Below are 22,259 nucleotides of genomic sequence, written 5' to 3'. Positions count from 1 at the left end.
ACTGTGACCACCGAGGCCACCGCACCCGACGAGACCGTCCCCCGCCGCGCCCGCCGACCCCGCCGTGCGCCCGCCGCCGAGCCCGGCCCGCCGGTCCAGGCCGGCTCCGACTGGTCGACCTGGAGCACCTACGACCGGGCCGAGCTGGGCTTCCGCAACCACTGGTACCCCGCGGTCTGGGCCCACGAGGTCGGGCGCAAGCCGGTGCCGGTGACGATCGCCGGCGAGAAGGTCGTGCTGGTCCGCGACGACCGGACCGGCGCGATCAAGGGCCTGCACGACCGGTGCCCCCACCGCGGCGTGCCGCTCTCGCTGGGCCGCCGTCAGTTCCCCGGCACCATCTCCTGCCCCTACCACGGCTGGACCTACGACCTGGAGAACGGCCGCCTCGCCGCCGTCATCACCGACGGCCCCGACTCCCCGATCTGCGGCAAGGTCTCCGTCGCGACGTACCCCGTCGAGGAGCGCCTCGGCCTGGTGTTCGTCTACATCGGCGAGCTGCGGGAGGACGGCACCCCGCCGCCGGTCGAGGACGACATCCCGGCGGAGCTCACCGAGAACACCCTCGTGCTGGGCGGCCGCAACGAGATCCGGGACGGCAACTGGCGCTTCGCGGCCGAGAACGGCTTCGACGAGGGGCACGCCAAGTACCTGCACAACACCGCGTTGTGGCGGCTGTTCAAGGTCATGCCGACCTGGAACAAGACGCGCATCGTCGAGCGCGACGGCTGGCTCATCCGCGTGCAGGACGAGGTGCACTGGGAGGCCGAGTTCCCGGGCGTCGGCCGGTTCAGCAACAAGCGCTGGTGGAAGCGGATGCCGCTGCCGGACCGCCCCGGGAAGAACGGCGACGCGAACCCCGTGATCGCCGCGCTGGACCTGCCCGGCTTCGTCAGCATCCGACTGCCCGGCATCCTGCGCGTCGCCTACCCGCAGTTCATCCACTACGAGTGGTACGTCCCGGTCGACGCCGACCACGTGCGCTACGTGCAGCTCATGGTCCGGTTCGAGACCGGCTGGAAGGCCGCGGCGTTCAAGGCCAGGTACCTGACGGCGATCCGCTGGCTCTTCCACGGGCAGTTCACCGCGCAGGACGCCTGGATGGTCGACGTCATGGACTCGCCGCCGGAGCGGCTCTACCGCCCGGACCTCTCGCTCACGGCGTGGCGCAAGCACATCGAGGACGCCGACGTCGTGGTGCAGACGGTGGGCGGCCGTGGCCACTGAGACCGCCGCTCTCGCCCACGAGCGGGTCGGGACGACGACGGGACCCGTCACCCTCGTGCTGCACGGCGGCGGACCCGGCTGCCACGCCGCAGGCGACTTCGCGGCCGTGCTCGCCGTCCGCCCGGACCGGAACTGGCTGCTCGTCGACCTGCCCGGCTACGGCGGCTCGCCCGCGGCCGGCGGGCCACGGCTCGGCACGGCGGCCGCGGCGCTGCGCGACCTGCTCGACGGCCTGGGCCCGGACCGGGTCGACGTGCTCGCCCAGTCCTACGGCGGCCTGGTCGCGCTGCACCTCGCGGCGGACGCCCCGGAGCGCGTCGGGCGGATGGTGCTGCTCGGCAGCGTCCCCACCCCGACCCCCGGCGCGATCACCGGCCTGCCCGTCGACACCGGGCTCGGCGCCCGGCTGCGCGCGGACTACTCCGGCGACGGCCGGCCCGACCTCGCCCGGATGCGCCGGCTGATCGCGACCGCCGAGTGGCACGACGGCGGGGCGGTGCCGGACGCGCTCGTCGCGGCCCGGTTCCGGGCCGACCGCGCGGCGGACGGGGCCGTCGGTGTCCCGGAGGACCTCGGTGACCGCCTCGGTGCGGTCACCGCCCCGGTGCACCTCATCTGGGGGCGCCACGACCCGTTCGCCGGCCCGGCCTACGCCGACGCCCTCGCCGGCGCACTCCCCCGGGCCGACCTCACCGTCCTCGCCGCCACCGCCCACCACCCGCAGTCCGAACGACCGGACGCCGTCGCCGCCCTCGTCGACGCCCACCTGGGGAGCTGACCGATGTCCCGCACCACCACCGCTGCGGCCACCCTGCTCGGCGCCGTCGCCGCCACCGCCGTGGCCGCCCGCACCGGCCTGCTCGCGAAGCTCGGTCGCCGCACGACCGTCCGCACCGTCCGGCCCGTCCGATGAGCGCCCCGCCGCGGCCGGACGCCCTCTCCGAGCAGCAACGACGGTGGGTCGACGACGCCTGCTCGCAGCTGTCCGCGACCCGGCTGACCGAGCTCGTCGTCGGGATGGTCGACATCCCGAGCCCCACCGGCGAGGAGGGCCCGCTGGCCGCCTGGCTCGCCGAGCAGCTCGACGCGGCCGGCCTGGCCGGACGCGTGCAGCCCCTCGACGACCGCCAGGCCAACGCCCACGGTCGCCTCGCCGGCGACGGCACGGGCGAGAGCCTGCTGCTCTACGCGCCGATCGACACCTTCACCGTCGGTGACCCGGCCGAGGACGTGCCCTGGATCGGCCCCGAGCTGCGCGCGGACATGCAGCCGCGGGCGCAGGTCCACGGCGACCACGTCCTCGGGCTCGGCGCGAGCAACCCCAAGGGCCACGGCGCCGCGGTCGTCGCGGCGGCCGAGGCGATCGCCGCGGCCGGCATCCCGTTGCGCGGCGACCTGCTCGTCGGGCTCGGTGCCGGCGGGATGCCCACCAACGGCCGCGACGCGCGCGGGTTGACCCGGCGCAACACCGGCCAGGGCGTCGGCTGCTCCTACCTGCTCGAACAGGGCGTGTGGGCCGACCACGCCGTGATCGCCAAGCCCGGCTGGGCGGTCGCGTGGGAGGAGGTGGGCCTGTGCTGGTTCGAGGTGCGGGTCCGCGGCGCCTTCTCCTACGTCGGGTCCCGCCACCGCATGCCCTACCGGAACGCCGTCGCCCACGCGGCCACGGTGATCACCGCGCTGGAGGAGTGGTTCCCGCGGTACGCGGCGGCCCACACCGACGGGCTCGTCGCGCCGCAGGGCATCGTCGCGTCCGTCGAGGGCGGCTGGCCGCGGCTCGCGTCGGCCACCTCGGCGCTCGCCCGGATCACGGTGGACCTGCGGACGAGCCCGCGGTCCACCCCGGCCGAAGTGCGCCGGGAGTTCGGCGCCGCGATCGCGGCGATCGTCGCCGAGCACCCCGAGCTCGACGTCGACTGGGAGATGACGCTCGCGATCCCCGGCACCCACACCCCGCCGGACGCGGCCGTCGTCACGGCCGCGGTCGCCGCGTGGGAGGACCTGGAGGGCCGGGAGCACGCGCCGATCGTCGCCAACTCCGGAGCCACCGACGCCAACATCCTGCGGAACCGCGGGCTGCCGACGGCCCGCATCGGCATGGACCGCATCGGCCCCGACGCACCGATCCCGCTGGACTTCCCGGCCGGGATGAACGTCGTCGACATCCGGGAGGCGCTGCGCCTGGCCCGGCACCTCGTGCACACCGCCGTGTCGCTGTGCACCCGAGAGAGGACACCGTCGTGAGCGAGATCGTGCTCGGCCTGGGGGCCTCGCACAGCACGCTGATGAACACCCACTGGGACGAGGTCGACCACCTGCCGGAGGCCCACCGCTTCCGCGACGGGCTCGGCGTCGCCCGCGACGCGCTCGCCGCGGCGGCCCCGGACGCCGTCGTCGTCGTGGGCTCCAACCACTTCCGCGGCATGTTCCTCGACCTCATGCCCGCGATCACGGTGGGCGTCGGCGAGGTCCTCGGCGCCGGCGAGGCGGGGACCCCCGGCGGGCCGCTGCCGGTCGACCCCGACCTCGCGCGGACCCTGGTCGACGGGATGGTCGACGACGGCTTCGACCCGGCGTTCTCGCTGCGCCTGACCGTCGACCACGGCATCACGCACTCGCTGCAGCACCTGGTGCCGGACCTGGACGTGCCGGTCGTGCCCGTCGTCGTGAACATGTTCGCGCCGCCGCTGCCGCCGCTGCGCCGGATCGCCGCGCTCGGGGCGACGATCGGGCGGGTGCTGCGCGCCGACGGCGTCGACCGTCGGGTGGCGCTGATCGCCTCCGGCGGGCTGTCGCACCGGCTGCCGTGGCCGAAGTGGTTCGAGACCCTCTCCGACGACGACCGCTTCCTGGTCGAGGCCTGGCTCAACGGCCGGGACTCGTGGGCGCAGTACGAGGTGCGGCGCCGGCAGATCATCCGCGCCGCGCAGCCCGACATCAATGCGGACTTCGACGCCCGCTTCCTCGCCGCTCTCGAGGCGGGCGACCTCTCGGAGGTCCTCGCGATGTCCGACGACGAGCTCGAGGCCGAGGCCGGCAACGGCGCCCACGAGATCCGCTCGTGGATCGCCGTCCAGGCCGCCCTGCACGGCCCCGATGGCCCGCCCCGCGCGACGACGGCTGCCTACGCCGCCGTCGGGCCGTGGCTCACCGGCATGGGCGTCTCCGTCATGACCCCCGCCCACCTCCCCCTGCCCACCACCACGCTGGAGGCCGCACGATGACCCTCTGGACCGACCTCGCCGAGGTCTCCTACTCGATCACCCACGAGCCCGTCGGCGGCGCGACCACCCGCGTCCTGCGCGCCGGGGACGGCCCCGAGCACGTCGTGATGCTGCACGGCACGAGCGGCCACCTCGAGGCGTTCGTGCGCAACGTGCCGGCGTTCGCGGAACGGTTCACGGTGCACGCCGTGGACATGCTCGGCCACGGCTACACCGAGAACCCGGGCGGTGACCTGCGCATCCCGCGCTACGTCGAGCACGTGCTGGCCTACCTGGACGCGCAGGGCATCGAGCGCGCGCACTTCCTGGGCGAGTCGCTCGGCGGGTGGGTCGCGGGCCGGCTCGCCGCGGACCACCCGGAGCGCGTGGGCCGTCTCGTGCTGGTCGCGCCGGGCGGCACCGTCGCGAACCCCGAGGTGATGGAGCGCATCCGCACCAGCACCCGCCGGGCCGTCGAGACCGACGACCGGACGCTGACCCGCAGCCGCCTCGAGCTGCTGATGTTCGACCCGGCGAACGTCACCGACGAGCTGGTCGACGTCCGCCACCGCATCTACCACCGCCCGGCCTTCGTCGCGGGCATCGACCACCTGCTGTGCCTGCAGCAGATGGAGAACCGCACGCAGGACCTGCTCACGCCGGAGCAGATGGCGCGGATCGAGGCACCGACGCTGATCGTCTGGGGCGCGCAGAACCCGTTCGGCGACGTCCCCGAGGCCCACCGCATGCAGGAGTCGATCCCCGGCGCCAAGCTCGAGATCTTCGGGGAGTGCGGGCACTGGCCCCAGCACGAGCACGCGGCCCGGTTCAACGACCTCGCGCTGACCTTCCTCTCGTGAAGGTCGGCCTGCGCATCCCGCCGTGCGCGCCCGTGCCCGACCTCGTCGCGTTCGCGCGGGAGGCCGAGGCGGCCGGGCTCGACCAGCTCTGGTTCCCGGACTCCCAGCTGCTCTGGCGCGACGTGTTCACCGTCTGCTCCGCCGTGGCCGGGGCGACGGAGCGGGTCGGGCTCGGCACGGCGGTCACCAACGTCGCGACGCGGCACCCGTCGGTCGTCGCCTCCGCGGCGCGGACCGTGGCCGAGGTCGCCGACGGCCGCTTCACCCTCGGCGTCGGGGTCGGCAACAGCTCCGTCGGGCCGGTCGGGATGGCCCCGTCGACGGGACGCGCGCTGCGCGAGGGCCTGGCGACGGTGCGGGCGTTGCTCTCCGGCGACGAGGTGGAGTTCGGTCCCGTGAGGTCGCGCCTGCGTGACCCGATCGACGTCCCGCTGCACCTGGCCGCGAGCGGGCCACGGAACCTGCGCCTGGCCGGTGAGGTGGCGGACGGCGCGATCCTGCTGTCCGGAGTGGCCCCCGGGCCGTTGGCCTTCGCCACCGCGCGGGTCGCCGAGGGCGCGGAGGCAGCCGGGCGGGCGCCGGTCCCGATCACGGTGTCGGCGTTCTGCCGGGTCACCGACGACGTCGAGCGCGACGCCCGCGAACTCAAGCCGGTGTGCGTGGAGATCGCCCGCAACGGCGGCGGTGCGGCCCTCGCGGCCGCCGGGGTCGAGGTGACCCCGCCGGCGACGGTCGAGGGCGTCTACCCCGACCTCGTGCACGCCGAGGACTGGGACGCGGCCGTCCGCTTCTGCGACCCGTACGTCGACGACGCGTCCGTGGTCCGCTTCGCCCGGGAGTTCTGCCTGGTCGGAACGGCCAAGGAGATCGAGGTCCGGGTCGCCGAGCTCGCCGCGGTCGGCGTCGACGGCGTGTTCCTGCAGCACGTCGGCTCCTACGACCTCCCGACGCGCCTGCTCGCCGACCTCTCCGACGACCTGCTCGCACGGCTGCGGCCGTGAGCACCCTGGGCCGGCTCGCCTCCCGGGCCCGTGCGGCGGCGGACGACGCGGACGCCGCCGCACGACGGGAGGCGGGCCGCCAGGTCCTCGACGTCCTCGGCTGCCTCGCGTCGGGGGCCTCGCACCCGCTCGCGCGGACGTGGCTGCCGCTGGTCGCCGAGGACCCGGGCGGGGTGGCGCTGCCCGGGGTGCCCGGGCGGCGCCGCCCCGAGGACGCCGCCGAGGTGGGCGGCGTGCTCGCCCACCTCGACGAGTTGGACCCGCTGCACGCCCCGTCCGCGATGGCGCTCGGCGCGGTCGTCGTCCCGACGGTGCTCGCGCTGGGCGGCGACCACTCCGGGACCGACCTGGCCCGCGCCGTCGTCGCCGGCTACGAGGCCGGCGCCGTGGTGAGCCTGAGCTTCGGCGGGCCGTCCCTCTACGCCACGGGGCGCTGGCCGACGGCGGTGTTCGGCCCGATCGCGGCGGCCGCCGCGGCTGCGGTCCTGCTCGACCTCGACGAGGCCACGACGACGACGGCGCTCGCGCTGGCCTCCACGTCGCTGGGCGGGCTGCTCTCCGCGGACGTCCTCGGCCACGGCCACTACCTGCTCGGCGGGACGGCGGCCCGGGCCGGGCTGCGCGCCGCCCTCGGGGCCCGCGCCGGGCTGACCGCCTCGACGACCTTGCTCGACGGGCCGGCCGCCGCCGCGTTCGGACGCGCCCCCGACCCGCCGTCGGGAAGCGGCCCGCACCTGCTCGCCACCGGATCGAAGCGCTGGCCCTGCTCGCGGCCGCTGCAGTCCGCGCTTGCGGCCCTCGACGAGCTGGCCGACCGGGGTGTCCGACCCGGCGACGGCGACGTCGTCACGGTCGCGCTGCCCGCCGCCGCCCGCGCGTTCGTCACCGCGACGGAGGTCCCGGACGACGCCACCACCGCGGCGGCCAGCGCCTCCGTCGCCGTCCGCGGGCACGCGGTCGGGCGGGCGACCGAGCCGGGCTGGTACCGCGAGGTGGCCGCCGGGCTCGCGCACGGCCCGCGGGTGACCGTGGTCCTGGCCGGGGCGCCCGACCTCGACGCCGCCTTCCCCGCGCGCTGGGGTGCCCACGTCGAGCTGCGCGGCGAGACCGCCACCTGCCTCGTCCCGCCCGGTGACCCGGCGGCGCCGCTGCCCGACGACGTCCTGCTCGCGCGGACGGCCGCGCTCACCGGGTCGGAGCCGGACGCCCTGGCCCCCTGGCTGGACCCGGACGCCGTCACGAACGTCGGACGCCTGGTCGGGCCGTAACACGACGGTTGCTTGACGACGGCCGGACACCGGTCGTTCACTGTCCCGTACAAAGTACGTCCACCACTGCCCCCGGAGACCGCCGTGACGCCTCCCCGTTCCGCCGACTACGTCGTGGTCGGTGCCGGCTCCGCCGGCTGCGTCCTCGCCCGTCGACTGCTCGAGACGACCGACGGCACCGTCGTCGTCCTGGAGGCCGGCGGCTCCCCCGACGAGCTCGGGTCGTCCACCGACCCGACCCGCTGGGTGGAGAACATCGGCGCCGGCCACGACTGGACCTACACCTACGGGCCGGAGCCCGGGCTCGACGGCCGCACGCTGCTGCTCTCCCGCGGACGGGTGCTCGGCGGCTCCGGCAGCACCAACGCCCTGGTGTGGGTCCGCGGGCAGCGGGCGGACTACGACGGGTGGGCCGCCGGCGGGGCCACCGGGTGGGGCTACGACGAGGTGCTGCCCTTCTTCCGGCGCAGCGAGGACTGGCAGGACGGTGCCTCGGCACTGCGCGGCGCGGGCGGTCCGGTGCGGGTGGAGCGGTGCACCGACCTGCACCCCGTCGCGCAGGCCCTCGTCGAGGCCGGCGTCAGCCACGGCATGCCCTACCTCGACGACATCAACGTCGCCGAGCCCGTCGGCGCCGGCCCGATTAACGTCGACGCCCACGACGGCGTCCGGACCAGCACCTGGACCGGCCACCTGCGCCCGGTGCTCGACCACGAGCGCCTCACCGTGGTCACCGGGGCCCACGTCACCGGGCTCACGCTGCGCGGCGGACGCTGTGTCGGGGTCGGGTTCCGGGTCGACGGGGAGACCCACGAGATCCGGGCCGGACGCGAGACGGTGCTGTGCGCCGGGTCGATCGACAGCCCGCGCCTGCTCCTGTCCTCGGGCATCGGTCCGGCCGAGCACCTCCGCGCCGTCGGGGTGGAGCCCGTCCTCGACCTGCCCGGGGTGGGCGAGAACCTCCAGGAGCACCCGATCCTCGCCGGGCTGTGCTTCGAGGCCGCCGAGGAGCTCCCGCCGCTGCGCGACAACCTGGAGGGCTCGATGGCCTTCTGGCGCAGCGCCCCCGACGTGGCGGTCCCCGACCTGACCTTCGTGTCGGTGCAGATCCCCTACGTGTCGGCCGAGGTCGCCGCCGCCCACCCCGTGCCCGCGAACGCCTTCGTCCTCGCCCCCGGCGTCATGCGCGTGCGCAGCCGCGGCCGTCTGCGGCTCACCGCCGACGGAGGCGTGGACCTCCGGTCGAACATGCTCACCGACCCGGCGGACGTCGACGCCGCCGTCGCCGGCGTGGAGATCGGGCTGGAGCTGGCCGACCAGCCGGCGTTCCGCAAGCTCGTCGCCCGGCGGGTCGCCCCGGGTGCCACCGACCGCGCGTCGCTGGAGCAGTTCGTCCGGCGCGCCGCGATGCCCTACTTCCACCCCGTCGGCACCTGCGCGATGGGCACCGACGAGCACGCGGTCGTCGACCCGCAGCTCCGGGTCCGCGGTGTCGAGGGACTCCGTGTCGCCGACGCCTCGGTGATGCCGACCATCACCTCGGCCAACACCAACGCCCCCACCGTCATGATCGCGGAACGGGCCGCTGAGCTCATCGCCTGACGCCCGCCCTCCACCCGTCCACCACCGGGAGGCCCCGTGTCCCACACGCTCGTCGTCGACGGTCGACCCCGCGAGGTCGACGTCGCCGGGCTGCCCTCGCTCGCGGCGGTGCTGCGCGAGCAACTGCACCTCACCGCGGCCAAGGTCGCCTGCGGGCGCGGGGAGTGCGGCGCGTGCACGGTGCTGGTGGGCGGTCGCCCGACGATGTCCTGCATCACCCCGGCGGTGCTGGTGCGGGAGCCGGTGGAGACGAGCGAGGGGCTCGCCGACGAGAGCCGGGACCTGCGCGAGCACTTCGCCGACACCGGCGCCTTCCAGTGCGGGTTCTGCACGCCCGGGCAGGTGGTGCACGCGTGCGCGCTGCTCCGGGCCGGGCTGCCCGCCGACGACGGCGCCCGCCGCGAGCACGTCCGCCACGCCCTGTCCGGCAACATCTGCCGGTGCACCGGCTACCAGGCCATCGTCGACTCGGTCTGCAGCGTGGCCGACGAGCGCCCCGAGGTGCACTCGTGAGCTGGGTCGGGGCCCGCGTCCGCCCGATCGACTGGGACGCCCGCACCTCCGGGCGGACCCCGTTCACCGCCGACCTGCCCGGCGAGCACCTCGTCGGCGCCGTGCTGCGGTCGCCGCACCCGTACGCCGAGGTCCGCTCGGTCGACACCCGGACCGCCCGCGCGATGCCCGGCGTGCACGCGGTGATCACGGCTGCCGACTTCGCCCCCGGCGCCCGCTACGTGCACCGCGGTGGCCCGCTCTCCGACCGGCCGCCGCTGGCCGACGGCGTCGTCCGGCACGTCGGGCAGGAGGTCGCGGCGGTCGCGGCCGAGACGCCGGAGCAGGCCCTCGCCGCGGTGCGCGCGATCCGGGTCCGCTACCGGGTGCGGCGCGCCCCGCTCACCACCGCGGAGTCCCGCGCGCGCGGCGCCCGCCGGCTGCACGTGCGGACCACCGACGAGGCGAACGTGTCGATGCGCCTGGACACGGTGTGGGGCGACGCCGACGGCGGGCGCGACGCCGCGACGGTGTCCGTGACCGGCGGCTTCTCCTACCCGAGCGTCTCGCACGCCTGCATGGAGCCGAACACGACGCTCGCCGTCTGGCACTCCGACCACGTCGAGCTGTGGACCTCCACCCAATCGCCGTGGTTCCTCGCGAAGGAGGTCTCCCAGCTCCTCGGGATCGACCACGACGACGTCGTGATCCGCGAGGTCGCCACGGGCGGCGGGTTCGGCAGCAAGTCCAAGGCCTCCGAGCACGAGGTCCTCGCCGCCGCCCTCGCGCGCGCGGCCCGGCGCCCCGTGCTCCTCGCGCTCTCCCGCGAGGAGGAGCTGGGCGCGAACAAGCCCCGCCACCGGTTCGCGACGACGCTCGCGACCCACGCGGACGCCGACGGCGTGCTCCGCGCCCTCGACGCCGACATCGCGGTCGACAACGGCAGCTACAACCACATGGGGACCTCGGTGATGCGCGTCGGCGTGATCACCCTGGGTTCGATGTACCGGCCCGACGGGGTCGCGTTCACCGCGCGCCTGGTCGACACCGCCACGCAGCCCGGCGGCCAGTTCCGCGGCTACGGCACGCCGCAGGTCTCGCTGGCCATGGAGTCCCAGGTCGACGAGATCGCCGAGCGCCTCGGGATCGACCCGATCGACCTGCGACTGCGCAACCTCGCCCCGGAGCACGCCGAGACGCTGTGCGGCTACCGCGTCGGTACCAACCGGCTCGGGGACTGCCTCGTCGCCGTCCGCGACGGCCTCGACTGGGAGGGTGCGCGCCCGTCGTCGGGACCGGTCGCCCGCGGCCGCGGCGTGGCCGCGGGCTCGCACGGCAGCGGGGCGTACGCCTACGAGTTCGCGAACCGCAGCGACGCCGCGGTGGACCTGTCCGACGACGGGCGGGTGCAGGTCCGTCACGGCGGCTCCGACGCCGGGACCGGTCAGAACACGATCCTCGCCCAGATCGCCGCGGACGAGCTCGGCGTCGACCTCGCCGACGTCTCCGTGCTCTCGATCGACACCGAGCGCACCCCGTTCGAGCTGGGCGCCTGGTCCTCCCGCGGCACCCACATGACGGGCTCGTCGGTGGGGCAGGCCGCGCGGGAGCTGGGCGACCGGCTCCGGGCCCTGGCCGCGGAGAAGCTCGGCGTCGCCGCGGACGCGGTCACGCTGTCCGGCGGCCGGGCCCGGGCCGGGGACGAGGACGTCGAGCTCGGCGACCTGGTCGGGCTCGCCGACGACGCCCGCGACGGGGTGCTCTCCCACGAGTCGAGCTACCTGCTCGAGGGCACCGAGATGCTCACCCCCGACCGCGACCGCGCGAACCTCTCGCCCAGCTACGCCTTCGCCGCCCACGGTGCCGTCGTCGACGTGGACCGTCGCACCGGGGCCGTCCACGTCGTGGACTACCTCGCCGCCCACGACGTCGGCCGCGCGATCAACCCGACCGCGGTGGAGGGCCAGATCGTCGGCGGCGCCGTCATGGGCCTCGGCGCGGCGCTCGGGGAGGAGCTCGTCCGCGAGGGCGGGCGCGTGGTGCCGACCAGCTACCTGCACTACGCCCTGCCCCGTAACGCCGACGTGCCCCGCGTCCGTGCGCACATCGTGGACAACCACGAGGCCGCCGGGCCCTACGGCGCCAAGTCGGTCGGCGAGATGTCGATCGTGCCGCCCGGGGCCGCCGTCGCGAACGCCGTCGCCGACGCGGTCGGCGTGCGGATCCGCGACCTGCCGATCACCCCGGACAAGGTGCTCACCGCGCTCGCCGAGCAGGAGGGTCGGCGTCGGCGGCACCACGTGTGGCGCCGGCCGTCGCGCTGGTGGATCGCCGCGATCCGCGCGCTGTACCCGCTCGGCCTGCACCACGTCCTCGACCGGTACGGCACCCGGCTCGGGCCCGCACGTCGGATGCGGGCCCGCCCGCCGGCCCCGGCGCCGCAGGTGCACGTGGCCACCGGCCTCGACGACGCGCTGACCGCGCTCGCCGCCCCCGGCGCGCAGGCCCTCGGCGGGGGCACCGACGTGCTGCCCGACCGGGCCCGGCAGCCCCGGCCCGCCCCGGTGCTCGTCGCCACCACCGCGGTCACCGAGCTGCGCCGCCTCGCCGTCGTCGGGAACGCCCTGCACGTCGGCGGGGCCGTGACGCTGGCCGAGCTCGCGGCGCACCCCTCCGTCCCCACCGCGCTCGCCACCGCGATCGACACGATCGCCTCCCCGCAGATCCGCAACAGCGCCACGGTCGCCGGCAACCTCGTGCAGGCCAAGCGCTGCTGGTTCTTCCGCAACGGGTTCGACTGCTACAAGCGCAACGGCCCGACCAGCCCCTGTTACGCGGTCCTCGGCGACCACCGCTTCCAGCACGCTGCGGTCGACGGACACCGCTGCCAGGCCGTCACGCCGTCCGACCTCGGCACCGTGCTGCCCGCGCTCGACGCCGTGCTCGTCCTGGTCGGCCCGGGCGGCGCCCGCCGCGAGGTGCCGGCCGCGGAGTTCTACTCCGGACCGGGCGAGACCGTCCTCGCCGACGGCGAGCTGGTGCTGGAGGTCCGGATCCCGCTCGTCGCGGGCCGGCGCAGCGTCGCCACCAAGCTCGGCCTGTACACCGGCGACTTCGCGACGGCGGCCGCGGCGCTGTCCGTCGTCGTCGGCGCCGACGGGACCTGGCACGACGTGCGCCTCGTCCTGGGGGCGCTGGCCCCGACCCCCTGGCGCCTGACCGCGGTCGAGACCGCCCTGCGGGGGACCCGGCCGGACGTCGCGACCGTCCGCCGTCTCGTCGACGCCGAGCTCGACCGCCACGCCCACCCGCTGCCGCGCAACGGCTGGAAGCTCGACGCGGCCGCGGGCCTCGTCGAGCAGGCCGTCGAGCAGATCCTGGAGCCCTGATGCACCACCGGTTCGCCGAGACCCGGTACGGCCAGATCCACTACGCCGAGGACGGCGCGGGCGATCCGGTGATCCTGCTGCACCAGACGCCACGCTCGTGGGACGAGTACCGCGACGTGCTGCCCCGGCTCGGGGTGACCCACCGTGCCGTTGCGCCGGACACCCCGGGCTTCGGCCTGTCCGACGGCCCGGCCGGGCGCTGGACGATCGAGGCGTTCGCGGCTGGGATCCTGGACCTGTGCGAGGCGCTGGGGCTCGGGGCCGTCACCCTCGTCGGGCACCACACCGGGGCCGTCGTCGCCGTCGAGATCGCGGCCGCGGCGCCGGAGCGGGTCACCGGGCTGGTGCTCTCCGGCATGCCCTACGTCGACGCGGCGCGGCGCGAGCAGGTCGCGACCGGCCGCCCGCCGATCGACCACGTCGTGCGCGCCGCCGACGGCAGCCACCTCCGGCAGCTCTGGGAGAACCGGGCGCCCTACTACCCGTCCGACCGCCCGGACCTGCTCGAACGCCTCGTCCACGACGCCGTCGCCGTGCTCGACCGCGTGGAGGAGGGCCACGAGGCCGTCAACCGGTACCGCATGGAGGACCGCATCGGCCTCGTCGCCGCGCCCACGCTGGTGCTGTGCGGGGAGCTCGACACCTTCTCCCGACCCGACGTCGGGAAGATCCTCGCCGCGATCCCGGACGCGGAGAGCGCGCTGCTGCCCGACACCGGGGTGCCGTCGGTCGACCACCGCCCGGACGTGTTCGCGGACGCCGTGGCGAGGTGGCTGTCCGCTCGGTGAGGGACCGTGCCGCGGTGCCGGGTTCCACCTAGGGTGGCCGGATGTGACGACCCGTCTGCACGCCGACCGGGAGTACGCCCATCCCGTGTCGGCGTTCGCCCGCGCGATCGCCGACCCGGACTTCCACCGGGCCCGGCTGGACGCGGGCGGCGGGGGTGAGGTCGAACGGCACGAGGTGTCCGGGTCCCGGGTCGAGGTGGTCGTCCGCCAACCGGTGCCGACGGGGCAGGTGCCGCCCGCCATCGGACGGCTGCTGACCGGCGGGCTCGTGCTGCGACGCACGGAGCGGTGGCGGTTGTCCGACGAGCGCTGCGAGGGCACGGTCGAGGTGAGCGTGCCGCGGGCGCCGGTACGGGCGGAGGGGACGATGTCGGTGGCGAGCGTGCGGAACGGGGGCGGGCCCGCGTGCCTGCTGGACGTGGACGTCGCCGTGACGGTGACGATCCCGCTGGCGGGTGCGTTCGTGGAGGGCGCGGTCGCCGACGGCGTGCGGGCACTGACGCGCGTCGAGCACGACAACATCACCCGCTGGCTCGACGACCGGAGCCGGTGATGCCCGCACGCCGCAACCGCCTCGGCCGGGGCGACAAGGTCGTCGTGACCTCGCCGTACGGCAGCCGCCTCGGCACCTACGACCTCGAGACCGGGCTCGTCACCGACGTCCCGCCGGCGTTCCGCGACACCTTCGTCGCCGAGCTCGACGAGTGGCTGACCGCCCACGGCCTCGCACCCTTCCCCGGGTTCGGCCCGGGCGGGGCACCGGTCGAGACGCCGAGCCGTCGGCAGCGGGTGCGCTCCCGCGTCAACGACACGCTGGGGTTCCCCCGCCCGCAGGACGGCGCCGCCGACGGCGAGCGGGTGACGGCGCCCGTCCGCCGCTCGGAGCCCATGACCCCCGCACTGGAGGCCGGGGTCCCGACGCCCGCCGGCGGCTGGTCCGCGGACTCCGCCGACGGCTACCGCTTCGACGCGTTCGACGACGGCGGGCCGCAGGCCGCGGGCCACGAGCGGTCGGGACGCCGGGCCCTGGCGCCCTCGGCCGACCTCGCCCGCTACGCCCCCGACCACGGGCTCGCCCGGGCCGCGGCGGAGGCCCGCCGGGCCGGCCGGCGCGACGAGGACAAGGCCCTGCGCCAGCGGGCGGACGCGCGGCACGAGGTGGCCGCGGCGCTGAGCCGGGAGCTCGCCGCCCCGGTGTCGTCCCGCCTCGGCCGCGCCGCGCGCTGGCGGATGCTGCACGGGATCGACATGCGGGTCGGCGGCGAGACCGTCACCCTCGACCACCTGATCCTCTGCCCGAGCGGGGTCTTCGTCGTCGAGGACCGCCCCCAGCCCGGCGGGAAGGTGATCGCGTCCACGGACGGCCTGGAGGTCGACGGGCAGCACATCGACCTGGCCCGCATCCGCACCCTCGCCGAGGAGGCGGCCGACCGCCTCGCGGAGGGCATCGCGCTCGCCGCCGGGTTCGAGGAGGTCCTCAACCCGCCCGCGGTGACGCCGGTCGTCGTCGTGGTCGGCGCGACGATCGTGAACCACAGCCGCCCGCGCGGCGTCGTCGTCACCCGCCCCGGGGACCTGGCGCGGGCCCTGCGCAGCCGCGGCGACCGGCTGACCCCGGCGGCGGTCGAGGAGACGTTCGCGGTGGCGCGCCGGTCGGACACGTGGCTCTCCTAGACGTCGACACGATCTGGGCCGAGCCGGCCTCGCTGGTCTCGATGCGCGGCCAGGAGGTGCTCGCGCGGTTCCCGGACGCCGAGGTCCGCGAGGTCGACTCGCACTGGGCGATCCCCGACCTGCACGGCAACGCGGGCAACGTGACCCGCTGGGTGCGGGTGAAGGCGGAGAACCTCGTCCTGGGGGAGAAGAAGTCCCTCACCGTGCGACCCAACGGGCGCTCGGCGGACTTCATCGCCCCGTCGTCGGCCAACGGCTGCGCCATGGCCTGCGCGTACTGCTACGTCCCGCGCCGCAAGGGCTACGCCAACCCGATCACGGTGTTCACCAACGTCGACGACATCCTGCGGGCGGTCAGCCGGCACCTCGCCCGCACCGGCCCCAAGCCGGAGCCGAACCAGTGCGACCCGGTCGACTGGGTCTACGACCTCGGCGAGAACTCCGACTGCTCGGTCGACGCGATGATCAGCGACGGGGTCGCCGACGCCGTCGCCCACTTCCGCGGGCTGCCCGGCGCCAAGGCCTCGTTCGCGACGAAGTTCGTCAACCGCGACCTGCTCGGCCTCGACCCGCAGGGCTCCACCCGCGTGCGCTTCTCCCTGATGCCCCGCGAGGACTCCCAGCTGCTCGACCTGCGCACCTCCCCGATCGACGACCGGATCGGCGCGATCGAGGACTTCCGGGCGGCGGGCTACGAGGTCCACCTGAACTTCTCGCCCGTCGTCCTGCGCGAGGGCTGGCAGCGGCGCTGGGCCGCGCTGCTCGACGAGCTCACCGACACGCTCACCCCGGCGACGCGGGAGCGGCTCGCCTGCGAGGTCATCCTGCTCACCCACAACGCGGGGCTGCACGACGTGAACCTCGGCTGGCACCCGAAGGCCGAGGACGTGCTGTGGCGCCCCGAGGCCCAGGAGGCGAAGACCTCGCAGAACGGACAGGAGAACGTGCGCTACCGACTGGACGTGAAACGGCGGGCCGTCGCCCGCTTCCGCGAGCTCGTGGGCGTCCATGCGCCGTGGCTGCCGATCCGCTATGCGTTCTGAGGTCGGCCCGACCACGGCGGACCGCCGGGCCCGGGGCGCCGTCATGGCGCTCTTCGTCGTCAACGGGGCCACCTACAACTCCCTGGTCCCGCGCTTCCCGGCGCTGCGCGACGGGCTGGGGCTCTCCAACGCCGAGCTCGGGAGCGCGATCGCGGCCTTCCCCGCGGCGGCGCTGCTGGTCGGGGTGCTCGCGGGTCCGCTGATCGCACGGTTCGGCAGCGGGCGGGTGGCGGCGTCGATCTCGCTGCTCGGGGCCCTGCTGCTGCCGCTCGTGGCGGTCGCCCCGGGGTGGTGGGCGCTCGCGGCGGCCCTGTTCGTCCTCGGCATCACCGACGCCTGGACCGACGCCGCGATGAACGCCCAGGGCCTCGTCGTCCAGGACCGCTACGGCCGCTCGATCATCAACGGGCTGCACGCGACGTGGAGCGTCGCCGCGGTCGGCGCCGGCCTGCTCGGGGCGGGCGCCGCCGGGCTCGGGGTGCCCATCGGGTGGCACCTCGGGGCGGTGGCAGTGGTCCTGGTGATCGTCTCGGCCCTCGCGTGGCTGTTCGTCGTGCCGGACCCGCCGCACCAGGCCTCGTCCGACTCCGGCTCGGCCGGGGTCCGTTCGGTCCTGCGGTCGCGGCCCGCCGTGCTGGGCCTGCTGGCGATCGCGGGGCTCATGGTGTGCTCCGGCGCGGTGGAGGACTCGTCGGCCTCCTGGGGCGCGGTGTACCTGCGCGACGACCTCGGCGCCGGCGCCTTCGTCGCAGGCCTCCCGTTCGTCGCCTTCCAGGTCTTCATGACGGCGGGTCGGATCGGCGGCGACCGGGTCGTGGACCGCTTCGGGGCGGCGCGGGTGGCGCGCCTCGGTGCGCTGGTGGCCGCGGTGGCGCTGGCGGTCGCGCTGCTGGTCGCGCACCCGGTGGCGGCGGTCGTCGGGTGGTCGCTCGCGGGGCTCGGCGTCGCGACCCTGTTCCCGCTGGCGTTCGCGGCAGCGGGCACGGTCCCGGGCGTGCGACCGGGCGACGGCATCGCGGTCGTCGGCTTCCTCGCCCGCCTCGGCTTCCTGGTGACCCCGCCCGTCATCGGCGCCATCGCGGACGCCTCGAGTGTCGGCACCGGGCTGCTGCTCGTCCCCGTCGCGGCCCTCGGTGCGGCCCTGCTCGCCCGGTCGCTGCGCCCGCGGGGGCCGTCGTGACGTCAGCAGTGCGGCCATGCTGACACTGGACGTCACAATCGGACCTCGTATCCGACAATGTCCGGGTGCTCGAGGACGCCGTCGCCGCGCTGACCGCTGTTCCGGGCTCCCTGGACGAGACGGTCGCGGGCCTGCCGGGGGCGCCGGGGCTCTACGCGTGGTGGACGCTGACGCGGACGGGTCTCGGCGGAGCGGAGCACGACGGCCGACTGCTGCTCGACGTCGGCGCGGCCCGCATGCTGCGCAACCGCATCCGCCGTCAGGACCTCTACCGCACCGGCGTCTCCCGTCTCCGCCGCGTCCTGGCCGGGTTGCTGCTCGACGAGCTCGCGCTGGCGCCGACCTGGGCCGCGGAGGTGGTCCTGCCGAAGGCGGACGAGGAGCGGCTGACCGCCTGGATGCGCGAGCACATGCTGCTGACGGCGATTCCCGACGACGGGGCGGCGGACCTGCTCGGGCCCGTCACGGACCGGCTCGGGGTCACCGGGATGTCGTCGGAGGCCGCCGCGCGGGCCGAGGAGCGGTTCATCGCCGCGGCGGGAGCCAAGCCCGTCCGGCCGGCGGGCGAGGTGTTCCGGCGGCCCTGATACCGCCCACGAATGTGACGTCGAGTGTCAGCATGGCCGCACTGCTGACGCACAGGAGGGGCTACGCGTGCCGCACGCACCGCCGCGCGGCCGGGCGGGCCTCCAGGCGTTCTCCGGGGATGTCGCGGCCGCAGACCTCGCAGATCCCGTAGGTGCCGGCGTCCAGACGGGCCAGTGCAGCGTCGATCTCGACCAGGTCGGCGCGGGCACGGTCGAGGAGGGCCTGCGCCTGGGCGCGCTCGTAGGCGATCGTCTGGCCCTCGGGGTCGTGCTCGTCGTCGCCGGAGCTGGCCGAGGCGGTCTCGACGATGCCCGCGACCTGCGCCTGGAGCGCCGTGATCCGCGCCCCGGTCTCCTCGCGGGCGGCGGCGAGGTCGTCGGCGGCGCTCACCGGACGGTCGCGAGGGCGCCGGGCACCAGCTCGACCGCCACCGAGGTGTCGCCCGGCAGCATGATCACCTCGCCGTCGAGCTGCAGCGGGAGCTCCCCGAAGGTGCGGAAGCGCAGGTGCCGGGCGCTCGGCTGCCAGCCGAGGCCCTTCCACGCGGCGCGCAGCCCGGTGAACAGCAGGCGCACCCGGCCGCGGTGCGGGATGGACACGATCTCGAAGCGACCGTCGGCCGGGTCGCCCTCGGAGAGCCGTGCGTACTTCGCCATCTCCGACAGGTTCGCGACGATCAGGCTGTCGTAGCGGTGCGGGCCCAGGTACTCGCCCACCCCGACGCCATCGCGGGACTCGCCCTCGAACGCCTCGAGCTCGATCTCGAACGGGCTGAAGTGGAGGAACTCGCGGAACGTCGTCACGAGCTCCCGCAACGACCCCTTGCCCCCGCGCTCGAGGGCGAGGGCGACGACCGGTGTGATGCCCAGGCCGATGTAGGAGTGCGCGTAGCGCGGGGTGTTCCGGCCGATCGTCAGGCGCAGGACGTCGAGGTGGTCGACCTTGCCGTCCGCGATCGCCTCCGCCAGGGGACGACGCCGGGTCACGCGGCGGTGGTCGTTCGCGTTGCCCGCCGACGTCACCGCGACGACGGTGCCGGTGCGGTGCCCGTCGCCGCCCGCCATCGCCCCGTCGACGACCTCGTTGTAGCCGCCATCGCCGGACACCGAGACGACCAGCGGCTTGTACGTGCGCGCCGCGCTCTCCGCGATGCGCCGCGCGTGGCCCGCGTACTCGGTGGGCACCAGCTCGACGTCGAGCTCCGGGGCCCGTTCGCGCAGCTCCCGCGCGAGCGTGTGGGCCTTGCCCTCGCCCCCGCCCGTGCTGTTCGGGTTGTAGACGAGCAGCACACTGCGGAACGCCGGGGCGTCGGGGGACGGACCGGGCGCGGCGGACACGGGACGAACAGTACCGCCGCGTCCCGTCCCACGGACGGACGAACAGGCCGGCTCAGGGGGTGACGAGCACCGCTCGGACCGCCTCATCGACCACCTGGGTCCACGACTGGGCCGGACGGCCCAGCAGGCGGGCGAGGTCGTCGCCCGGGGCGGCGAGCAGGCCCTGCGCCGCGCCGCGGTCGCTGTCGGCGAGCACCGCCGCGAACGCCTCGGGGAGGCCGGCCCGGACGAGTGCGGCGGTGAACTCCGCCTCGGGCAGATCGGTGTAGGTGACCTCGCGTCCGGCCGCCCGCCCGATCTCGGCGGCGAGCTCGGCGCGGGTGAAGCCCGGGCCGCCGAGCTCCAGGACGTCGCCGGCCGACGCCGCGCCGGTCAGCGCCGCCACCGCGGCCGCCGCGTAGTCCGCGCGCGTCGCCGCGTCGAACCGGCCGTCGCCGGAGGCGCCGAGCATGCCGTGCTCGATGTCGGCCCCGACCGCCGTCAGGAAGTTCTCGACGTACCAGCCGTTGCGGAGCAGCACGGTCGGCAGACCGGCGTCGGCGAGGCGGCGCTCGGTGTCGGCGTGCTCCCCGGCGAGGACGAGGTCGGACGACTGCGCGTGCAGGATGCTCGTGTAGGCGACGAGCTCGAGGGTCGGCGTCGCGGCGAGTGCCTCGACGACGTTGCGGTGCTGCGGCACCCGCTGCCCGACCTCGCTGCCGGACACGAAGAGCACCCGGGTGGCGCCGTCGAACGCCGCGCGCAGCGACGCCGGGTCGGTGAAGTCGGCGCGGCGCACGTCGACGCCGCGCGCGGCCAGGTCGTCCAGGGACCCGATCCGCCGCCCGGTGGCGCGGACCTGCTCGGCCGGCACCCGCTCCAGCAGGGTCTCGACGGCGAGGCGGCCCAGCGCCCCGGTGGCTCCGGTGATGACGTACACGGTGTGCTCCTTCTCCAGGGTGAGGCGATCACCGGGACCAACCCCACCTGCCGTCATCAACTTCCCGATGGAGAGCGAGCACCTTGACGTGCCGTACGCACCTGGTGGATAGTGACCAGGTGAGAGGCGATCTGTACGCGGCGGACTGCCCCAGTCGTCAGGTCCTGGACCGCATCGGCGACCGGTGGAGCGTCCTCGTCGTGAGCACGCTCGCCGGCGGCACGCTGCGGCACAGCGGGATCGCGGCCCGGATCCACGGGATCACGCCGAAGATGCTGACGCAGACGCTGCGCGGACTGGAGCGCGACGGCCTGGTGCACCGGACGGTGTACGCGGAGGTCCCGCCGCGGGTGGAGTACGGGCTCACCGACCTCGGCCACGACCTCGTCGGGCTGATGCGCCGGCTCGAGGAGTGGGCCGAGACCCACATCGCCGACGTCGAGTCCGCGCGCTCGACCTACGACGCGCGGGAGACCGCCTCGAGGAAGTAGTAGTCGGCGTAGACCATCCCCACGTCGACCTCGCTGTCCTGCGGCTTCCCGCCGACGGCGTGGGCGAGCAGGGCCGGGCCGCCGGGCGCGACGTCCTTCGTCGCGAGCTCCTCCAGGGTCTCGACGGCGGCCTGCCGGTAGCGCGCGTCGCCGGTCTGCTGCGCGAGGTCCAGCAGCCCGGAGGCGGCGACGGCGGCCGCGCTCGTGTCGCGTTCCTCGCCCGGCTTCGAGAAGTCCCACGGCGGGACCCGCGAGCCCGGGGCGGTGTGGGCGAGCCACCAGTCGGCGGCCTTCACCGCGGCGGCGCGCAGCTCCGGGTCGCCGGCCACACGGGCCTGCTCGGCGAACCCGTGGATCGCCCAGCCCTGTCCGCGGCTCCACGTCGAGTCGGGGTCGGCGCCCTGCCAGGTGTCGCGCTTGACGAAGGCACCGGTGTCGGGGTCGAACACGGCGACGTGCGCAATGCTCCCGTCGGGCCGCATGTTCGTGGTCGACGCGGTGCGGGCGTGCTGGGTCGCGAGGTCCCGCCAGCTGGGGTCACCACCGGGCAGCGTCGCGGCCTGGTCGAGCAACGACAGGTTCATGACGGTGTCGATGATGACCGGGAACCGCCACGACCCGCGCTTGTCGTCGTCGCCGTCGGTGTCCCAGCTCTTGATGGCCTTGACCGTCGGCGAGTAACGGGTCGCGAGCGACCGCGCCGCCGTCACGACCTCCTGCGCGCCCTGCCCGGTCGCCCGCTGCTGGGCGCCGAAGCTGTCGCCGACGACGAAGCCGAGGTCGTGGGTGTCGGTGCGCGTGACCTGCCCGCCGATCGGGGCGGTCCAGCGCTGCGCCCGCGCCGTCCAGGCCTGGTCCCCCGTCAGTTGCCCGGCCAGCCACAGCTGGCCCGGGAAGAACCCGGAGGTCCAGTCGTCGACGGGCTTCGTGGTCCAGGTGCCCTTCCCGGCGTCGACCGAGCGCGGGTAGCCCTGCGCGGGGTCGAGCCGGTCGGCGGACGCCGTGAGCCGCTCGTACGCGGTCGGGAGGACCTGCGTGACGGCGGCCGGCAGTGCCCCCGCAGGGGCATCGGCGCTGCTCGGAGCGGAGGCCGGAGCATCGGCCGGAGCCGGGGCCGCGCCCCCGCAGCCCGCCAGCAACACACCCACCAGAACCACGGCAGCCACACCCGTCACGCGGCGAGCCTGCCCGCACCAC

General features: G+C 75.5%; 22 protein-coding genes. 18 read left to right on the top strand and 4 right to left on the bottom strand.

The window, feature by feature from the left end; all coding sequences use genetic code 11:
• Positions 1-3: 3 nt before the first annotated feature.
• The 17 genes from QRT03_RS04320 to QRT03_RS04240 all read left to right on the top strand — a co-directional run bounded on the left by QRT03_RS04320 (position 4) and on the right by QRT03_RS04240 (position 18,314).
• Complete coding sequence (locus QRT03_RS04320) at positions 4-1,227, top strand: Rieske 2Fe-2S domain-containing protein (RefSeq protein ID WP_286051277.1); 1,224 nt, start codon at positions 4-6, stop codon at positions 1,225-1,227.
• The gene (locus QRT03_RS04315) at positions 1,217-2,005 is read left to right on the top strand and encodes an alpha/beta fold hydrolase (protein ID WP_286051276.1); all 789 of its coding nucleotides are present in this window, start codon (positions 1,217-1,219) and stop codon (positions 2,003-2,005) included. Before QRT03_RS04320 ends, QRT03_RS04315 begins: the two co-directional genes overlap by 11 nt.
• Before the next feature lie 3 nt (positions 2,006-2,008).
• Positions 2,009-2,140, top strand: a complete 132-nt coding sequence (locus tag QRT03_RS04310) for a hypothetical protein (protein ID WP_286051275.1) — start codon at positions 2,009-2,011, stop codon at positions 2,138-2,140.
• Positions 2,137-3,471, top strand: coding sequence for a zinc-binding metallopeptidase family protein (locus QRT03_RS04305; protein WP_286051274.1), 1,335 nt, complete (start codon positions 2,137-2,139; stop codon positions 3,469-3,471). The genes QRT03_RS04310 and QRT03_RS04305 overlap by 4 nt, the downstream gene beginning before the upstream one ends.
• Positions 3,468-4,451 carry a DODA-type extradiol aromatic ring-opening family dioxygenase gene (locus QRT03_RS04300; protein WP_286051273.1) on the top strand — a complete coding sequence of 328 codons (984 nt, stop codon included), beginning with the start codon at positions 3,468-3,470 and terminating at the stop codon, positions 4,449-4,451. Before QRT03_RS04305 ends, QRT03_RS04300 begins: the two co-directional genes overlap by 4 nt.
• Positions 4,448-5,290, top strand: coding sequence for an alpha/beta fold hydrolase (locus QRT03_RS04295; protein WP_286051272.1), 843 nt, complete (start codon positions 4,448-4,450; stop codon positions 5,288-5,290). Before QRT03_RS04300 ends, QRT03_RS04295 begins: the two co-directional genes overlap by 4 nt.
• Positions 5,287-6,291 (top strand): LLM class flavin-dependent oxidoreductase, encoded by a 1,005-nt coding sequence (locus tag QRT03_RS04290; RefSeq protein ID WP_286051271.1) that lies wholly within the window; start codon positions 5,287-5,289, stop codon positions 6,289-6,291. Before QRT03_RS04295 ends, QRT03_RS04290 begins: the two co-directional genes overlap by 4 nt.
• Positions 6,288-7,559, top strand: a complete 1,272-nt coding sequence (locus QRT03_RS04285; RefSeq protein ID WP_286051270.1) for an MmgE/PrpD family protein — start codon at positions 6,288-6,290, stop codon at positions 7,557-7,559. Before QRT03_RS04290 ends, QRT03_RS04285 begins: the two co-directional genes overlap by 4 nt.
• 84 nt (positions 7,560-7,643) lie before the next feature.
• Positions 7,644-9,161: a GMC family oxidoreductase gene (locus QRT03_RS04280; protein ID WP_286051269.1), complete on the top strand. Its 1,518-nt coding sequence runs from the start codon at positions 7,644-7,646 to the stop codon at positions 9,159-9,161.
• 36 nt (positions 9,162-9,197) lie between these two features.
• Entirely contained in the window at positions 9,198-9,674 is a 477-nt protein-coding gene (locus tag QRT03_RS04275) for a (2Fe-2S)-binding protein (protein ID WP_286051268.1), read from the top strand.
• Positions 9,671-13,042: a molybdopterin cofactor-binding domain-containing protein gene (locus QRT03_RS04270; RefSeq protein ID WP_286051267.1), complete on the top strand. Its 3,372-nt coding sequence runs from the start codon at positions 9,671-9,673 to the stop codon at positions 13,040-13,042. The genes QRT03_RS04275 and QRT03_RS04270 overlap by 4 nt, the downstream gene beginning before the upstream one ends.
• Positions 13,042-13,830: an alpha/beta fold hydrolase gene (locus QRT03_RS04265; protein WP_286051266.1), complete on the top strand. Its 789-nt coding sequence runs from the start codon at positions 13,042-13,044 to the stop codon at positions 13,828-13,830. Before QRT03_RS04270 ends, QRT03_RS04265 begins: the two co-directional genes overlap by 1 nt.
• Before the next feature lie 43 nt (positions 13,831-13,873).
• Complete coding sequence (locus tag QRT03_RS04260) at positions 13,874-14,383, top strand: DUF2505 domain-containing protein (protein ID WP_286051265.1); 510 nt, start codon at positions 13,874-13,876, stop codon at positions 14,381-14,383.
• Positions 14,383-15,504 (top strand): nuclease-related domain-containing protein, encoded by a 1,122-nt coding sequence (locus tag QRT03_RS04255; protein ID WP_286051264.1) that lies wholly within the window; start codon positions 14,383-14,385, stop codon positions 15,502-15,504. The genes QRT03_RS04260 and QRT03_RS04255 overlap by 1 nt, the downstream gene beginning before the upstream one ends.
• On the top strand, positions 15,492-16,547 hold the full coding sequence (locus QRT03_RS04250; protein ID WP_286051263.1) for a spore photoproduct lyase family protein: 1,056 nt from the start codon (positions 15,492-15,494) through the stop codon (positions 16,545-16,547). Before QRT03_RS04255 ends, QRT03_RS04250 begins: the two co-directional genes overlap by 13 nt.
• Positions 16,537-17,727 (top strand): MFS transporter, encoded by a 1,191-nt coding sequence (locus QRT03_RS04245; protein ID WP_286051262.1) that lies wholly within the window; start codon positions 16,537-16,539, stop codon positions 17,725-17,727. Before QRT03_RS04250 ends, QRT03_RS04245 begins: the two co-directional genes overlap by 11 nt.
• A 65-nt stretch (positions 17,728-17,792) precedes the next feature.
• Complete coding sequence (locus tag QRT03_RS04240; RefSeq protein WP_286051260.1) at positions 17,793-18,314, top strand: hypothetical protein; 522 nt, start codon at positions 17,793-17,795, stop codon at positions 18,312-18,314.
• A gap of 61 nt (positions 18,315-18,375) precedes the next feature.
• Here QRT03_RS04240 and QRT03_RS04235 read toward each other — a convergent pair whose 3' ends face one another.
• The 3 genes from QRT03_RS04235 to QRT03_RS04225 are packed head-to-tail and all read right to left on the bottom strand — an operon-like array spanning position 18,376 to position 20,571.
• On the bottom strand, positions 18,376-18,705 hold the full coding sequence (locus QRT03_RS04235; protein WP_286051259.1) for a TraR/DksA family transcriptional regulator: 330 nt from the start codon (positions 18,703-18,705) through the stop codon (positions 18,376-18,378).
• Complete coding sequence (locus QRT03_RS04230) at positions 18,702-19,652, bottom strand: diacylglycerol/lipid kinase family protein (protein WP_286051258.1); 951 nt, start codon at positions 19,650-19,652, stop codon at positions 18,702-18,704. Before QRT03_RS04230 ends, QRT03_RS04235 begins: the two co-directional genes overlap by 4 nt.
• A gap of 52 nt (positions 19,653-19,704) precedes the next feature.
• The gene (locus QRT03_RS04225) at positions 19,705-20,571 is read right to left on the bottom strand and encodes an NAD(P)H-binding protein (protein WP_286051257.1); all 867 of its coding nucleotides are present in this window, start codon (positions 20,569-20,571) and stop codon (positions 19,705-19,707) included.
• A 119-nt stretch (positions 20,572-20,690) separates the two neighbouring features.
• Here QRT03_RS04225 and QRT03_RS04220 point away from each other — a divergent pair, with 119 nt between their 5' ends.
• On the top strand, positions 20,691-21,062 hold the full coding sequence (locus QRT03_RS04220; RefSeq protein WP_286051256.1) for a winged helix-turn-helix transcriptional regulator: 372 nt from the start codon (positions 20,691-20,693) through the stop codon (positions 21,060-21,062).
• On the opposite strand, the gene QRT03_RS04215 is transcribed toward QRT03_RS04220, so the two are convergent.
• Positions 21,029-22,210 (bottom strand): hypothetical protein, encoded by a 1,182-nt coding sequence (locus QRT03_RS04215; protein WP_286051255.1) that lies wholly within the window; start codon positions 22,208-22,210, stop codon positions 21,029-21,031. The genes QRT03_RS04220 and QRT03_RS04215 overlap by 34 nt on opposite strands.
• Between the last annotated feature and the right edge of the window lie 49 nt (positions 22,211-22,259).

This window comes from Actinomycetospora termitidis (genome assembly GCF_030286555.1).
Lineage (GTDB): Bacteria > Actinomycetota > Actinomycetes > Mycobacteriales > Pseudonocardiaceae > Actinomycetospora > Actinomycetospora termitidis.
This window is presented reverse-complemented; position numbering and strand designations above follow the sequence as displayed.

What these genes read in the sequence shown, in the direction of transcription:
- QRT03_RS04255 (WP_286051264.1), top strand. Translation starts at nt 14,383, where the DNA reads ATGCCCGCACGCCGCAACCGCCTCGGCCGGGGCGACAAGGTCGTCGTG.
- QRT03_RS04310 (WP_286051275.1), top strand. Translation starts at nt 2,009, where the DNA reads ATGTCCCGCACCACCACCGCTGCGGCCACCCTGCTCGGCGCCGTCGCC.
- QRT03_RS04305 (WP_286051274.1), top strand. Translation starts at nt 2,137, where the DNA reads ATGAGCGCCCCGCCGCGGCCGGACGCCCTCTCCGAGCAGCAACGACGG.
- QRT03_RS04245 (WP_286051262.1), top strand. Translation starts at nt 16,537, where the DNA reads ATGCGTTCTGAGGTCGGCCCGACCACGGCGGACCGCCGGGCCCGGGGC.
- QRT03_RS04265 (WP_286051266.1), top strand. Translation starts at nt 13,042, where the DNA reads ATGCACCACCGGTTCGCCGAGACCCGGTACGGCCAGATCCACTACGCC.
- QRT03_RS04295 (WP_286051272.1), top strand. Translation starts at nt 4,448, where the DNA reads ATGACCCTCTGGACCGACCTCGCCGAGGTCTCCTACTCGATCACCCAC.